The 15,180-nt window shown below is 43.8% G+C and carries 13 protein-coding genes; 1 reads left to right on the top strand and 12 read right to left on the bottom strand.

Features of this window, described 5'->3' with window-relative positions; genetic code table 11:
• Positions 1-29 precede the first annotated feature (29 nt).
• From AN619_RS12190 to AN619_RS12150, 9 genes are all read right to left on the bottom strand, one after another.
• Positions 30-1,316 (bottom strand): YlbE family protein, encoded by a 1,287-nt coding sequence (locus AN619_RS12190; RefSeq protein WP_242867397.1) that lies wholly within the window; start codon positions 1,314-1,316, stop codon positions 30-32.
• 10 nt (positions 1,317-1,326) lie between these two features.
• On the bottom strand, positions 1,327-1,506 hold the full coding sequence (locus tag AN619_RS16020; RefSeq protein ID WP_068557354.1) for a hypothetical protein: 180 nt from the start codon (positions 1,504-1,506) through the stop codon (positions 1,327-1,329).
• 15 nt (positions 1,507-1,521) lie between these two features.
• A complete protein-coding gene (gene fdrA, locus AN619_RS12180) occupies positions 1,522-3,123 on the bottom strand; it encodes an acyl-CoA synthetase FdrA (protein WP_083525130.1) in 1,602 nt (533 codons plus the stop codon).
• Positions 3,063-4,037 carry a DUF2877 domain-containing protein gene (locus AN619_RS12175; protein ID WP_068557352.1) on the bottom strand — a complete coding sequence of 325 codons (975 nt, stop codon included), beginning with the start codon at positions 4,035-4,037 and terminating at the stop codon, positions 3,063-3,065. The genes fdrA and AN619_RS12175 overlap by 61 nt, the downstream gene beginning before the upstream one ends.
• A gap of 113 nt (positions 4,038-4,150) precedes the next feature.
• Entirely contained in the window at positions 4,151-5,848 is a 1,698-nt protein-coding gene (locus AN619_RS12170) for a PucR family transcriptional regulator (RefSeq protein ID WP_198153304.1), read from the bottom strand.
• Between the two features lie 525 nt (positions 5,849-6,373).
• Positions 6,374-7,612 (bottom strand): uracil-xanthine permease family protein, encoded by a 1,239-nt coding sequence (locus tag AN619_RS12165; RefSeq protein WP_068557349.1) that lies wholly within the window; start codon positions 7,610-7,612, stop codon positions 6,374-6,376.
• A gap of 129 nt (positions 7,613-7,741) precedes the next feature.
• A complete protein-coding gene (locus AN619_RS12160) occupies positions 7,742-10,051 on the bottom strand; it encodes a xanthine dehydrogenase family protein molybdopterin-binding subunit (RefSeq protein ID WP_068557346.1) in 2,310 nt (769 codons plus the stop codon).
• 17 nt (positions 10,052-10,068) lie between these two features.
• Positions 10,069-10,539, bottom strand: coding sequence for a (2Fe-2S)-binding protein (locus AN619_RS12155; protein ID WP_068557345.1), 471 nt, complete (start codon positions 10,537-10,539; stop codon positions 10,069-10,071).
• A 1-nt stretch (position 10,540) separates the two neighbouring features.
• Positions 10,541-11,383, bottom strand: coding sequence for an FAD binding domain-containing protein (locus AN619_RS12150; protein ID WP_068557343.1), 843 nt, complete (start codon positions 11,381-11,383; stop codon positions 10,541-10,543).
• 556 nt (positions 11,384-11,939) lie between these two features.
• Here AN619_RS12150 and AN619_RS12145 point away from each other — a divergent pair.
• Positions 11,940-12,572 (top strand): VIT1/CCC1 transporter family protein, encoded by a 633-nt coding sequence (locus AN619_RS12145; RefSeq protein WP_068557341.1) that lies wholly within the window; start codon positions 11,940-11,942, stop codon positions 12,570-12,572.
• A gap of 25 nt (positions 12,573-12,597) precedes the next feature.
• On the opposite strand, the gene AN619_RS12140 is transcribed toward AN619_RS12145, so the two are convergent.
• The 3 genes from AN619_RS12140 to AN619_RS12130 form a co-directional block, all read right to left on the bottom strand.
• Positions 12,598-13,719, bottom strand: a complete 1,122-nt coding sequence (locus tag AN619_RS12140; RefSeq protein WP_330382084.1) for an amidase domain-containing protein — start codon at positions 13,717-13,719, stop codon at positions 12,598-12,600.
• 135 nt (positions 13,720-13,854) lie between these two features.
• The gene (locus tag AN619_RS12135; RefSeq protein ID WP_068557338.1) at positions 13,855-14,520 is read right to left on the bottom strand and encodes a nitrite/sulfite reductase domain-containing protein; all 666 of its coding nucleotides are present in this window, start codon (positions 14,518-14,520) and stop codon (positions 13,855-13,857) included.
• A 199-nt stretch (positions 14,521-14,719) separates the two neighbouring features.
• Positions 14,720-14,908 (bottom strand): hypothetical protein, encoded by a 189-nt coding sequence (locus AN619_RS12130; protein WP_068557336.1) that lies wholly within the window; start codon positions 14,906-14,908, stop codon positions 14,720-14,722.
• Between the last annotated feature and the right edge of the window lie 272 nt (positions 14,909-15,180).

Below are 15,180 nucleotides of genomic sequence, written 5' to 3'. Positions count from 1 at the left end.
TCTTTTTTTATTTTTCTTGATGAACGAACCTATAACAATCCCTTTTCCTCTAGGTCTGCCACAAAGGCTTCCAATGCGTCTTCAAAACACTTCATGGGTGGTCTCACCAGTCCGGCTCCTATCTGCCCCACGCCCGGCTCCTTGTGGGCAATACCCGTATTGATGATGGGCAATATCCCCGTTTCCACTACCTTCCGGATGTCAATCCCAGTAGCAGTGCCCCGGAAATTCAATACGGGAATTTTATAGGCGTTGTTTTCTCCTTCCGTAATCTCATACATCATTTTCGAATAATTCATGGCATCCTCCGGTGTCCCCCCTACAAACTGTACGATTGCCGGAGCGGCTGCCATGGCAAACCCGCCAATTCCGCAGGTCTCTGTAATGGCACTGTCCCCGATATCGGGATTGGCATCGGCCGCCGAATAACCGGGAAAATACAAGCCGTCAATCACTTCCGCCGGGGCCGTAAACCAGCGTCCTCCTAAGCCGGAAACCCTGATGCCGAACTCCGTTCCATTTCTGGCCATGGTATAGACAATCGTACTATAGGGTATACCTTTGGCGGCTTCCAGGCTTGCCTTGCAGGCAGGCATGGTCAGATTCAAGAAAAAGTGATCATTGCCGTGCATAAACTGCAGCACGTCGATTTTCTCCTTGTTGCAGAAATCTGCAGCCACAATATGGGGTGCCAGTTCCCGAATCAACAAAGATGTACCCCCTTTGTTCCTGTTATGGCCCTCATCTCCCATCATAATGGCTTGGGCAATCATATTTTTCAAATTGATAGGTCCCGATAATTCTAGGGCTGCCTTTAGTACGGGAGCCAACACCTTTTCCATCCATCGCAGCCGTGCAATCACCTCTTCACCATATGCACCATACCGCAGCACCTTTCCAAGTCCTTCATTAAAAGTACAGTAGGCTTGGTTCCCCTGAACCATGTTTCTCACAATCCACACGGGCATGGAGGCTGTAACAACCCCAGCCATGGGCCCTACAGCATCATGATGATGGCAGGGAGCAAAAACGATCTCCCCCGATGCTGCCAATTCCACAGCTTCTTTCTCATCCTTGGCCAAACCTTCGTAGATGAGGCCGCCCATCACAGCCCCCCGCAGGGGTCCCCTCATCCTTTCCCAGGAAATGGGGGGACCGGCATGTAGGATTGTTTTTTTTGTCATGCCTGGGATCACTTCTCCTGCGGTACCGATGCCTATCAGTGTCGGCTGGGCATTGAGAATTCTCTCCAGGGCCAACCGATTGGCTCCTTCGATTCTCTCTTGGACCATTTCATCATCTCCCTCTTCCTTCATTTTTCATCCTTTACCCCTTTTTTCTCAATTTTGCAAGCAATAGGACCATCCTCTCATTTCCTCCTGCCGGCGGCCTCCAAGCCACATGGACGACTTTCACCTTTTGTTTTTCTAAATCCTTTGCAAAGTCCTCCAAGCCTATATTGATGACCTTTATCTCTTTTTTGAACAGCTCACTGATTTTGGACATGATCCCTCTCCCTCCTTAAAGAATCCTTTTGAGAATCTTTGCTGCCATCCTTGCGGCCTGGGCATTGGACGGCATTACCACAACCCCTGCTTCCTTTAGTCGTTCCTCCTGTTTTCGAAGATTCTGGGGATCCTGTTCCGTACCGCATATGGATGCAATAAAACATGTCCCCAAACCCTTTTCCTGTCGTTTTTGTTTTCCCTCCATCATGATGGGCAGCATTTCACCGACGGGATCGGGATGGGAGCCATAACCTAACACAAAATCCATCAAAATGACAGCCACGGTTTCATCTTCCAGTTCTATTTTCAGGCGCTCCTGCCGATAGGAAGGATCAATCATAGGATGAGGCCTGTTCAGCGTAAACAGATCATCCCCTAAATCGATACAGGTATGACTGTAACTTCTATAGACATTTTCCAATCGATATCCTTCCTCTAGGGGAATATTGGAATAAATGGGTCCTACGGCATCGGTCAGCAGCTTCATGGCTTCATCACAGAGGGTTCCCCCTGTATAAAGTCCCCGTAGATACCTTTGGCCAGCCTTTAGCTCTTTTGTCTCCCTCCGGACCACAGCCTCAATTTCCTCTTCAGACATCATAAAACCTAGCATATCCTTGACAGCTTCTCCTTTGGACAAAGCCACAGCTTTGTAGGCCGTATCCTCCAAGGTAAGGCCCGGTACCATGCCATATTGTTCAATCATCTCCATGTCCCCGCCGATAAAATTTACCACTACAGGCTTTTTGCTGTCTTTGGCCGCCTGAAGCATTTTTTCTGCTACTTCTGGAGCAGGCGGCTTCGAAATCAGTACGATCACCTTTGTGTTCTCATCTTCTCCCAAGGCTTTGATTCCCTCTATCATCATGATACCTCCGATTTCTCTCTTTAAATCCCTTCCTCCCGTACCAAGGACTTGGGATACGCCCCTCCCCAACTTATGAATCATAACGCTAACCTCTTGAGTACCCGTACCAGAAGCCCCTACAATACCTATATCCCCCCGCCGAACCACGTTGGCAAAGGCCAAAGGGACAGCATTGATTATCGCTGTTCCGCAGTCAGGGCCCATCATCAGAAGTCCCTTTTCCCTAGCCAATTCCTTCAACTGTTTTTCCTCTTCTATGGAAACATTGTCGCTGAAGAGCATGACATGAAGTCCCAGATCCAATGCTTTTCGCGCTTCTTCAAAGACATATTTTCCCGGTAGGGATATGAGAGCCAAGTTGGCATCGGGGGTATGTTTTACGGCAGAATCCAAGGTAACAGGACGATAGTCTAAGGCCGATGATGGTTTCTTTTCGTGGAGCAGTTCATCTACCCTTTTTATCACCTTTGTCATCCGATCTTCTTTTTCCCATAGAATAGCAATAAAGAAATCACCGGGATTTAATGCTTGGATCCTTTCATCCCCCATGCCAAGATTCACAGCCAACGCTTTGTTGAGTTCCGTGCCCATTCCTATCAATGCCTCACGGACTCCTTCCATTTTTTTTATCTCTTTGCTCATCAGCATCAATGTTACAGAATCATAATAAGTATTTTTTCTGATTTCTAAACTCTGGCACACTTCTCTACCACCCTCTCTTTGTTCTTCCACAGGCTGAGTTTGCATCCCATATAGATCCCTGCCAACAGATCGGAGCCCGACGTTTCCCCATGCCCTAAGACAGAAAAGATTTCCTTGATCAGACCTGTAGCATTTGTTTTCGAATAGATACTGACCATCAGCTGCCGGATATCTTCCGAAGCTTCTCCCACAGCCGCAAAGCTGAGCATTTCTCCACTGACCCTTGTGGTTCGATTTTTTGCCCCTTCTATCATTGCCTGATTTATTGCCCATACCCTTCTATGGTCGAAACCGTGGTAGACGGCGCCATAAACCATGGCAATCATCATGCCCGCCAACAAGTCATCGGCTGCAGGTGTAAGCCCAGGTCCAAAGCCAATGATCTGTTTTGCCGCACTGGAAATTTCCTGCAATTCTTCTTTCCATATCCACTGGAGCAGTTTTTGTATTCGGGGCCATATAAATTCACGGTAGGGATAATTCCCCTCCTCTTCCCTTCCATAGACAGAGGGCTCCATGAATTTGTCAAAATCCGCAATCAGAGCTGCAATACCTTGGAGTTTTCCATTTTCTAAAAGAATCTTTCTAAGGAATTCAATATTTTTCAAAAAATCTTCCTCTTTTATTTTTGAAAAATCCAATCTGGGCTTGCCATCCCAAACCCTCGCCTCCTCCAGTTCTAACCGAAACTTTGATTCTTTCATCTCCAGCACCCAATTTTGAATGATGATCCTTTGCCCCTTCTCCAAACCCAAGGATACCATCGTGAGAGGACTAGGGATACAAAATGAAATAGCCATGGGCATGGGAGGCATACGATGGGATATGAGGGGAATAAAAGCTCCCTCCTTAGTTTCAATATTGCACACTTGCTGAAATACAGAATGAACAACTCCGTAGGTCACCGACTGCCCTCCCAGTATTTGTTTTGTATTCACACAAATTTCTACCGCCTTCATTTTCCTTTTCCTGCTCTTTCCATTGTTTTTATATTCTATCAATTCTTTATGCAGTTACCTTTTTCCTTTGGCAAATCCATCTAAACATCCTTATGGAATTTTGTATGATTTTGCTAATGTTCCCCTTCTTCTTTTTGTAAAAACTGCAAAATTTTCAATGCCACTTGAAGATTCATCTTCACCTCCGGAACTTCTAAGTCCATTCCTGTAATTTCCTTGATGCGCTGCATTCGATAAATGATGGTATTATAATGGGTGTACATCTCCTCCGATACCCTTTTCAGATTTCCTCCACATTGGAAGTACATTTCCAACGTTTTGACCAGTTCTGAGTCCTTCTCCCGGTCATAAAGCACCAAAGGATGGAGGGTTTCCTGATAAAACTGTATTAGTTCCTCTTCCATCTCCTCAAAACAGAGAATTCTCCATATCCCCAGATCATCAAAATGCATCATCTCATTCCCGCGATGACTTCCTTGACTTTGTACAGCTTTCACTGCTTCCCGATAGCTCTTCCATAAATCCTTTGTTTCCCCATAGTAACGCCCCAATCCGATAATACAACATACTTCCTTTAGCTCATTCTCAAGATGTTTTATGATCTTTTCGGCAAAGACGATGATTTCTTTTTTGGCTTCTTCAGTAGATTTTTTTCTATCCATTCCGTACAGTACGATCATCTGATCGCTTTTGTTGCCATAAATCAGTTTCCCCTTATGGCTTCTGGCCAATCTTTCCAAAACCTGGAGAATTTTGCTGTTGGTCTGGTATAAGAAATTTGAATTATTGATGGTATCTTTAATAAAACCTTTTATGTTTTTTAGGGCAATGACCATCACCCCATAGCCCTTTTTACAGTCAAAGTCAAAGAAAACTGCCCTTTCTGCAGCCCGCTTCTGTCTTTTTTCATCTTTTGATAGAAGATCATCAAAAAATTCAATCTTATGCCGGCTTTCAATCTCAAAAATAGAAGTTTTCTTTACCAGTTCCAGGGCGACCACAGGGATCGCTGCCTCTATGGCAGACCGTTCGATGGCACTTAGTTTTTTATGGTCCTCCCACACGTACAGGTATCCAAAATGCCGTTCATCTATATAGATGGGCACATGGATCCGTGTGATTCTCTCTCCAAGGATATCATCCTCCGTGCATAGAGAAACGTTTTTCTGTAAAGCCCCCCAGGTCCTTACCTGTCTCCATGGATTTTCCTCTTCCAGTATTCTCTTTATTTCTTCCTTTTTTTCTTCATTGCAGCAGATCACCATAGCATCAAAGACCATATCCCGGATAGCTACGGCATTGCCAACGGTAGCTGCAATTTCTTCAGCAATTTCCTGAAAGCCTCCGCCCCGCAGCATCAGATGGATCAATTTGGAGTGAAGTTCATCAATTTTCATGAGGGTATGGGTTTGCCGGTGAATGATTTCCGTCAACACAGGCATCATAATATCCGTATGGGATGTCTCAAAAGGTATTTCAATAATAGGGAACTTCAATGCGTTAGCAATTTTAATAATTTTTTCAGGAAGTTGATCCACATACCGCTTCATTTTGATGCCCATGCCTGCCAGCTCTTTTTCGTGGAGTTGGGGAATGAGACTTTCCAATACATGGATGTTATCTTTGATGGAATAGGCTGTGGTAAGCAAAAATTCTCCCGCCGTTACCCAATCCAGAATATCGGGAACCTCCATAACATTTATCTTGGTTACCTTATTGCCCAGGCCGCCGATTCCTGCCAATATCTTTGCGTTTTTCAATATTTCCAGATTTAGCATTTCCTCAATCGTAATTCCAAAGAATCTATGCAAGTTTTCTCCTCCTATCCACCTTGATCTTTTTTTCTCTTTTGTATCTTTGTGAATGAATACCAATCCATGGTGGTCTTTAGGGAAAAATATTTTCCCCTTGGGAAATACCCCCTCCCATGATTCTTCTTGCTTTTTTCCCATTTTCCATGGCATTTTATTGATGCTAACCTTCTATCTACTTATTTTTATGGTAGCAATTCCATATACATGTCTGTTTCCCTTTGTAGATACTTTACAAAAAAGAACACCCTTCCTTGGAAGGGTGTCAGACTGAAGACAAAGTAATTAAATACTTGGAACCCTTAAGACTTCGGCTTCATCTACTGGCTGCTGGCTACTAGCGAATAGCTACTGGCTGATAGCTGATAGCCAATAGCCAATGGAGGTACATCCTTAGCAGTAACTGACAGCCGGCAACTGGCAGTTGGTGACTGAAGAAAAGGGGCGCAGGTCTGAGCAGGAAGCCAAATTTTAAGGGTTTTTCTACAGACTGCACCCTTCCTTGGAAGGGTGCAGTCTGTAGAGTTACTGGGGCAATATCCGATTTAATAGAATTCCAACGATAGCTGCCAAGGCCATTCCTTCCACAGAGACATTCACAGCCCCTATGCTAATGGGCAGTGAGGCACCACCCAAACCCAGCACTAAAATGACGGCTGCAATAAGCAGGTTTCTAGATTTTGTAAAATCCACCTTGTTTTCTACAAGGGTCCTGCCACCGATGGAAGCAATCATGCCAAACAATACGATGGAGATACCCCCCACCACTGGTGTTGGAATCGTCCCAATAAAAGCACCCAATTTTGGAACAATTCCCAACAGGATGGCAAAGCATGCGGCAATTCGCATAATTGCAGGCTGAAATACCCTTGTCAAAGCCAGGACCCCTGTATTTTCAGAATAGGTGGTATTGGCCGGCCCTCCGAACATAGCCGATAGGGAAGTGGCAAGACCGTCTCCCACCAAGGTGCGATGAAGCCCTGGTGATTTCATGAAGTCATTTTCGACAGTGGCACTGATAGCCAGCACATCTCCGATATGTTCCACCATCGTAGCTACAGCAACGGGAGCCACCATCATAATGGTTTCAAAATTAAATTTAGCCATGGTAAAGTTAGGCATCCCGATAAATTTTGCCTCTGCTACCGATGAAAAATCAACATTCCCCGTAATCAAAGCAAACATATATCCTCCGATTAAACCGCACAATACAGGCAACACTTGAATAAAACCTCTCCCGTATATGCTCACCGCCGTTACTATCGCAAAACTCACGATAGCCAGGGTCCAGTTCCCCTTTGCCATATCGATGGCCACCGGCGCCAGTTTTAAACCAATCACCATAATGATAGGTCCTGTGACCACTGGAGGGAAAAAGTTCATCACTTTTTCCTGTCCAAAGGCATATACAAATCCCGCCAGAATCAGATATACAAGACCTGCCACCACAATTCCCCCCTGGGCATAAGGAAGGCCGTACTGGGGCATCCCTGCCACAGCAAGGATTGGTGCAATAAATGCAAAGGAAGAACCCAAAAATGCCGGTACTTTTCCCCCGGTAATGAAATGGAAAAAAAGCGTTCCTACCCCTGCCATGAATAAAGATACAGAAATATCCAGCCCGGTAATCAAAGGTACAAGAACTGTGGCGCCAAACATGGTAAAGGTATGCTGAATACCAAGGATAATTTTCTTGCCGACAGGCAGATCATCACCCTCCCTAATAGCATCTAGCCTTTCAACAGCTGTTTTCTTGCTACACATAAAGAATCCCCCTCATCATCAATAGATTGGTGAAAATTACCCTGCCTTCCTCCTTCCTTTTCCCGCAGATTTTATTGAAAAATTCTCCTAAAACAAATTGATGCTACAGCTTTTTATTTCAAAGGAAATTCATTTATTTTTCTCTTGCAAAGCCTTTAAAATTTTCTCCGCTGTTATGGGAAGGGAAGTAATGCGTATACCCAAGGCATCATACACGGCATTGGCCACAGCAGGAGCAGCCGGTACCATGCAAGGCTCTCCAATTCCTCTGGCACCAAAGGGCCCTGTTTCCTCAGGATTTTCCACGAAGCTTACAAGCATCTCGGGCATATCCGCTGCCGTAGGAATCTTATAATCCACGAAAGAAGGATTTTTGACAATTCCTTTCTCCAGAATCAATTCCTCATATAAGGCGGAACCCAATCCTTGCACAATGGCTCCTTCCACCTGACCTTCAATCAGCATGGGATTAATCACCTTGCCTACATCAAAGCAGGAAGCCACTTTTAAAATCTCAATTTTCCCCGTTTCCACATCTACTTCCAACTCCACTCCCTGACACCCGTAGGTCCAAAAAGCCACAGGTTTTTCTCCCTGTCCCGTCTGTTTGTCTGTATTCCTTACATTGGGTGGAATAAAGGCTCCCCTGCCGAGAATGGGGCCGTGGAAGCCGGACCCGTCGTCCATGGACAATCCAAGGGCCAGATCCTTGATAGCAATCTTCCTGTCTGGATATATCTTGGATACAATATATTCATCGCAAAGAGTTAAATCTCTTTTAGGTATGCCGAAACGGATCTGGGCCAATTCCAAAAGTTGCTCCTTTATATCCTCGCAGGCTCTTGCAACGGCATTTCCGGCACAATAGGTAATACGACTGGCAACAGTCTGCCACTCATAGGGAGTGTAATCCGTGTCCCCTGTCTTGATGGTGATCTTGTGGGGCGGTATCGTCAATATCTCCGAAGCAATCTGTATCAAAGCCGTATCGGAGCCTTGCCCTATATCCTGGGCGCTGACCAAAAGATGGGCTGTTCCGTCTTCATTTAATTTGACAATCGCTGATGATCCTACATTGTTGGGCATGGAAGGCGCTTTATAGGCACAGGCAATTCCTTTTCCCCTTCGTTTATTGGGTTGGCTGGATTTATCCTTATGGCTCCACGCCAGTTTTTGTGCCACCTCCTCTATACACTCCTGAAGGCCGCATACTTCTACCACTTGTCCCGTAGCATTTTTTCCCCCTGGCCTCAATCCGTTAATTCTTCGAATATCTAACGGATCCATGCCGATTTTCTCTGCCAGCATATCAATATTTTGCTCTATGGCAAAGTGTATTTCCGACATTCCGAAACCCCGATAGGGCCCTCCCACAGGATGATTGGTATATACGCAAATAGAATCCGTCCATACGTTGGGTATGTCATAGGGTCCCGTGGAAGCATAACCTCCCGCCCTTACAATGTTGACACCATACTCTGTATAGGCCCCTCCATCCCATATGAAGGTATTTTTTACGGCAGTAATCTTTCCATCTTTATCGATACCTGTTTTGATAACCGCATGCATTCCCTGCCTTACAAAGCTATTGACAAACTCATCTTCCCGGGAGTAAGTAAGCTTCACTGGTCTTCCTCTCACTTTTTTTGCCAGAGGAATGATAATCCCTTCCAAGGTAGTTCCTGCCTTGCCACCGAATCCTCCCCCCACGGCAGGAGAAATTACCCTGATTTTGTTCAGCGGTATATCAAAAGCCACAGACAGAGCTTTTTGCACTGCATAAGGGGATTGACAGGTAGACCATATGGTCAGATTTCCTTCGGCATCCATCTGGGCAATGGCACTGTGGTTTTCAATGGGACAATGCTGGATATGTGGAACAAAAAACTGATTTTCCACAATAAAATCTGCTTCTGCAAATCCTTTTTCAATATCTCCCTTTCGTATCTTGTAGTGGTTGCTGATATTGCTCCCCGGTTTTGGGAAGAAGATAGGCCCCCACTTGTATTCCCCTAAATCCGGATGGACCAATGGGGCATCAGGCTTCAGTCCCTCTAGGGCATTGGTCACGGCCGGCAATTCCCTGTATTCTACTTCAATCAAGGCTACAGCTTCCAAGGCAATTTCCTTGGTTTCCGCAGCGACGGCTGCCACTGCCTCCCCCCTGTAGCGGACTTTGTCTGTAGCCAAAAAGGTTTTATCTTCCAGATACAGTCCTGCCCGTTTAGAAACATCTTTCCCGGTGATGACTGCCTTAACCCCCGATAATTTTTCTGCCTTGCTGGTATCGATGCGAATAATCTCGCCATGGGGGTAAGGGCTTCTTTTTACAGCTGCATGGAGCATACCGTGGAGCTTGATGTCGTCCACATATTTTAGCGCCCCGGTTACTTTTTTGATTCCGTCTACCCTGGGTACACTGATTCCCACATATTTCATTGTCTTCCCTCCCCTCTTCATTTTCCATTCTTTTGAGATACGGCCATGACTGCTTCCACAATTTTTTTATATCCCGTACATCGGCACAAATTGCCACTAATTGCTTCAATTACTTCTTTTTCCGTAGGTGTGGGATTTTCCATCAGCAAAGCCTTTGCCGACATAATCATCCCCGGTGTACAATAACCGCACTGCAAAGCCCCATGATCAATAAAGGACTGCTGCAGCACATCCAATTCTGTCCCATTGGCTAACCCTTCTACTGTTAAAACTTCCGTACCGTCTGCCTCCACAGCCAACATCAGACAGGCATTGAGCGGTTTCCCATTCACCAATACGGTACATGCTCCGCATTCCCCGGCACCACAACCCTCCTTGGCCCCTGTTAAATCAAACACTTCCCGCAACATCTCCAGTAAGGTTATATGGGGCTCTATCCTTATGCTTACAGCTTCCCTATTTAAGATAAAATTAATGGCATGTTTCACCTCAATCCCTCCTTATGCTACCGAGTCCCCTTCTTACGAGGACCTTGATGATCTCCTCCCTGTACTCCTTAGATGCTCGAATATCGCCAATGGGTGCCGTCTCCCTCAAGGCAATTTCAGCAGCTTCTGCAATCACATCTTCCGTCAAGTTTTTTCCTTTCAGAAACTCCTCCGTTTTCCAAGCCCGTATGGGTGTCGGTGCAACAGCCCCCAAGGCAATACGGACCTGGTCCCCTATTTTTACAACAGCACCACATACCGTAGACAGGTCTACTGCATCCCTTCGTCCATGTTTTTGGTAATTGCCGATAACGTTTTCCTTGTAGACAGGAATTCTAACAGCCGTAACAATTTCTCCTGCTTGTAGACACGTTTTTCTTACCCAAAGGAAAAAATCATGGATTGATACCTCCCTTTCCCCTTGAGGACCAAACACCTTCACCATGGCATCCAATACCAAAAGGGGTGTCGCTGTATCTGCTAACGGCGAAGCATTCGTAATGTTGCCTGCCATGGTGGCCCTATTGCGCACCTGGCAAGAGCCTACTGTGTGGGCAGCTTCCGCAAGAATCCTGTATTTTTCAACAAGGACAGGATATTGGATCATGTCATTCAAATTGACACAGGCGCCTATGGTCAATCCTTTTTCTTCATCAAAGGAAATTTCTTTTAACCTATCAATTCCTTTGATATCTACAACTGCTTTGGGGCGGCTGATTCCGTCACGAATTCTAACCAGCAAATCCGTCCCCCCATTGAGCACACTGGCTTCCTCCCCATATTGGACCAACAATCGGCTGGCTTCCTCCAGGGTTTTTGGTTTCAAATACTCAAATTGCCGCACAACCTCCACCTCCATATAGAAAAATTACATCCATCATATTTGATCAGAATTAGATACTTCATCTATTTTGTTTAAATATTCTAAATATTCTATATTGTATTCTATTTACCTTTATCAACTAACACCAATTTTTTTACCCATATTATTTTTTCTTTGGTAAAAATAGAACAATAAAAAGCCTATACTCATAATTATTGAATATAGGCTTTGCGCTGTACAAAATTTTTTTGTGATAAACTACTAAATTTTTTCACCTTCGTTTATCATTCCGTTTTTCTAGCATATTTTTCCCCATGCTGTTTTCCACTGCCTGCAAAGTTGACATCATCATTTTCCCCCGTTATAATTATTAGAAACAGTAAAAGGGAGTAACTCGGTTTTAGGCTTTTATCAATCATCATTTCGGCATGGGGCATGCCTGGTTGATTGTCAGATGGCTTTCTGAGGGTGAGACTTTTGCTGCTTGAAGGATATTGCCAAGTCCAGTAAATACCTCTTATGTAGTGGAAGGCTTTTTCGTGATGCAGAGACAATTATCGTTCGATGGGAGGCAGATATGCTTAAGAAAATTTTTGCAGAAAACAAAGCAGAGTTTTTATCAGGGATTTTGTACGGTACAATCACGATTATGAGCATCATCTTGTTCGAAGGACAACTTCTGGGCAAACGAATTATACAGATATGCATTTACACCGGCTTAGTGCTGGGATTAACCAAAAGCTACACCGCTTATTTTTCAGGGTGTACAAGATACTTTTTGCAGCACAACAGATTTCATCGCAAAATGGAGGATGCACACTTAGAAATTATTGTTTCCCAATTGGAAACCATTCTAACAGATAATGATATGGATCCAGAGCTGACAACCCATGTCCTTGAAGAAATTGAACAAAAAATGAGAACCCAAGAATATAAGGAAAAGTTTAAATCGAATATAAAGCATATCCAGCGGGATAAAATCATAGAAGCACTACTTGAGGGATTTGGTGTATTCCTATCGGCTTTGATCATTACCCTTCCTTTGCTGTTTATTCGGGATCTGGCAATGGCCATCAATACCTCTGCCACCATGGCCATCATCATGCTTTTTCTTCTAGGCCATTTTAAAGGTTATGTGAGCAACAAAAGTATCTGGATTTCCTCTTTGGAATGCGTCCTCATTGGATTCTTTATCATACTTCTCCATTAAAAAATACATCTTCTTTGGTTTTTGGTCATTCATAATGAACCCGGATCAGCCAAAATTTAATTCCCCGATTGCTCCATCCCAAATCCCAGGGCACCCTATACCGATCTGTATTATGGCAGTTCACCAGTGTATATCCCTTTGAATCTGCACCCGTCACCACAGAGATATGGGTTACTTTGCCGTTTTTTTCATAGGCGATAAAATCTCCTGGCCTTAATTGGTAGGACAGCTTATATACTTTGTCATAATTTCCATAGGCAATGGTGGAGGCCCTTCCGCTGTATAGCATGTAATTTTTGAAGGCCTGGGCATTCACCCAGGCTTTACTGCCATCCCGGTCATAATTCCAAGTTCTTGTTTTTCTAAATTTTCCTCCTTCATACAAAATCTGAGAAGCAAAATTGGCGCAATCTCCTCCCAAGGGGTTGTAATTCTTATATTTCTTGTTATAACTGTATCCGTATTCTTCACTGCCGGCGGCACCAGAATACTGATCTGCATAGGCAACGGCATTTTTTCTACGCTCATGGATATCTGAAAAATCCCTTGGCTGCTGAGACAGTATAAATTCTTTGATGGCTGCCGACTTCTCCATATCCAGATGCAGTGAATCGGCAAAGGGATCCGTATACCATTCCCTTGTGATGACCCATGTCCCATCTTTTTGCTTTATATCTAAAGAATGATATGTCCCGATTCGAAACATATTTTTCTTCCCGGGAGCATCTTCATAAACATAATGATATTCTGTGGCGGTCATTAAATTGATCACATATCCGTCATTTTTTTTCTTTACCCATTTGATCATGGTTTTGGCTCCAATACCTATAAACTGAATCCCCTGTTTTTCCGACCATTGGTGCAAATACTTCATCTTTTTCAGTTCATGTTCATAGGCCCATCGGCCGTACTTCAATTCCTTATCATACAAAGGATCTAGCAGATCCGTGTTTTCCTCCATAATCGCCTGATTTCTGGCATCAAAAATATGCTGCACGATAGGTGAGAATTCTTCTTCCATGGTCATATCAGAAACCATGGCCCCCATATACTTCTCCCGATAAATCGTTGCACCACTAACAGTGAGAAATAAGATTAGGGCAACATAGAACCATAAACGTTTTTTTGACAAAATCAATAGTTTCACGCCATTCCCTCCTACATACCACACCTATAAGAGTATATGTAGAAACGATGACGGATAGGATAAAAATTTACAATGAAAAAACAAAGGTTTCCGTGGGATCAGACATAGAAACCTTTGTTTTTTCACTACTGCTGCCTAACTCTCTACCTGCCTTTTAAATTCCTCAATCCCTACTCGATCAATATAAGCTCCTAATCGTTCATGCTTCTTTGCATTTTCTCCATATACCTTTACAATTTTATCAATGATCGGATATACATCCTCCTCATCCACATTCTCGTACAAAGTATCTCCTATCCTAGGTTTGATTCCACCCTTTCCGCCTACTTGGATTTTAAACCCTTTCGGCATTCCCATGATACCAATGTCTCGAAAATGATTTTCAGCACAGGAATTAGGACATCCACTGACGCCAATCTTTAACTTGTTTGGTAGATTCATCCCATGATATAAATCATCCAACTTCATCCCTACACCTACCGCATCTTGCTGCCCCCTTTTGCAAAAATTCGTTCCTGGACAGAATTTCACACTTCTTACGCACAAGCCGATGGCGGCTCCTGGTTTCATGCCCAAATCCTTCCACACATTATCGATTTCTGCTTCCTGAAGACCTACAATGGCTATTCTTTGAGAAGAGGTGAGTTTAATGGTTTGTGCCTTGTACTTGTCAGCTACATCGGCAATCTTTCTCAAGGTATCACTACTTACAATGCCCCCCGGTATATGGGGTGCAATGGCATAGGTTTCATTATCTCGCTGCAGAACAGCGCCCTTTTCCAGCAAATCTTTTCTTGTCATCTTTTTATTTTCCTCCCTCCGAATCTGGTATTGCCTTCATGATCATCATCATTTCTCAATCCAGCACATATCCTAATATTAGTATGAGCGAAAATTTTGATTTTATCTTCCAACCCTAAAAGAATTTATTGAAACAAAAATAGGACATATTTCCCTATGTCCCATATTTTTTCGAATTTCTCCACTTTTTGATCAATACTTAATAATTCATAAAACCAAGGGCATAAGCTACAAAACCTAGGATGATTCCTAGTCCGATACCTGCCAGTAATAAAATTCCTAACCCTTTCGCCACAAGTCGCTTTTGTCGGATTCCGAGCTTATAGCTTTTGGTTTTTACAAAATCATCAAAAAAATCCTCAATCCACGTAAAAATTCGCCTAGACATTGCCTCCATCTCCCTACAATATCAAATAGATTGCTTCTCTCTCCCTTAATATATCATAAATTCTACGGAAATCAATCGATTTGTTGCATTGGGCAAAATTGTTTTTATGGAACGAAAAAATCAAAGCCTCCGTAATTTTACGGAACTTAGAGTAAAATTATAGTTGGCAAATAAAATAGGCTACCGGTTTAGGGTAGCCTGGAGCACAATCATCCTGTATAATATTAATTATCCCAAAAAACAAATACAGGGTGGTGACTATGCTCAATAAT

Source organism: Thermotalea metallivorans (assembly GCF_001562415.1).
GTDB classification, from domain to species: domain Bacteria; phylum Bacillota; class Clostridia; order Peptostreptococcales; family Thermotaleaceae; genus Thermotalea; species Thermotalea metallivorans.
Note: the sequence above shows the minus strand (reverse complement) of the source record. Positions and strands in the feature narration are given on the sequence as shown.

Excerpts from the sequence above, each read along its gene's own strand:
- AN619_RS12190 (WP_242867397.1), bottom strand. The coding sequence starts at position 1,316 with ATGAAGGAAGAGGGAGATGATGAAATGGTCCAAGAGAGAATCGAAGGA.
- AN619_RS16020 (WP_068557354.1), bottom strand. The coding sequence starts at position 1,506 with ATGTCCAAAATCAGTGAGCTGTTCAAAAAAGAGATAAAGGTCATCAAT.
- fdrA (WP_083525130.1), bottom strand. The coding sequence starts at position 3,123 with ATGCAAACTCAGCCTGTGGAAGAACAAAGAGAGGGTGGTAGAGAAGTG.
- AN619_RS12175 (WP_068557352.1), bottom strand. The coding sequence starts at position 4,037 with ATGAAGGCGGTAGAAATTTGTGTGAATACAAAACAAATACTGGGAGGG.
- AN619_RS12165 (WP_068557349.1), bottom strand. The coding sequence starts at position 7,612 with ATGTGTAGCAAGAAAACAGCTGTTGAAAGGCTAGATGCTATTAGGGAG.
- AN619_RS12160 (WP_068557346.1), bottom strand. The coding sequence starts at position 10,051 with ATGAAATATGTGGGAATCAGTGTACCCAGGGTAGACGGAATCAAAAAA.
- AN619_RS12145 (WP_068557341.1), top strand. The coding sequence starts at position 11,940 with ATGCTTAAGAAAATTTTTGCAGAAAACAAAGCAGAGTTTTTATCAGGG.
- AN619_RS12135 (WP_068557338.1), bottom strand. The coding sequence starts at position 14,520 with ATGACAAGAAAAGATTTGCTGGAAAAGGGCGCTGTTCTGCAGCGAGAT.
- AN619_RS12130 (WP_068557336.1), bottom strand. The coding sequence starts at position 14,908 with ATGTCTAGGCGAATTTTTACGTGGATTGAGGATTTTTTTGATGATTTT.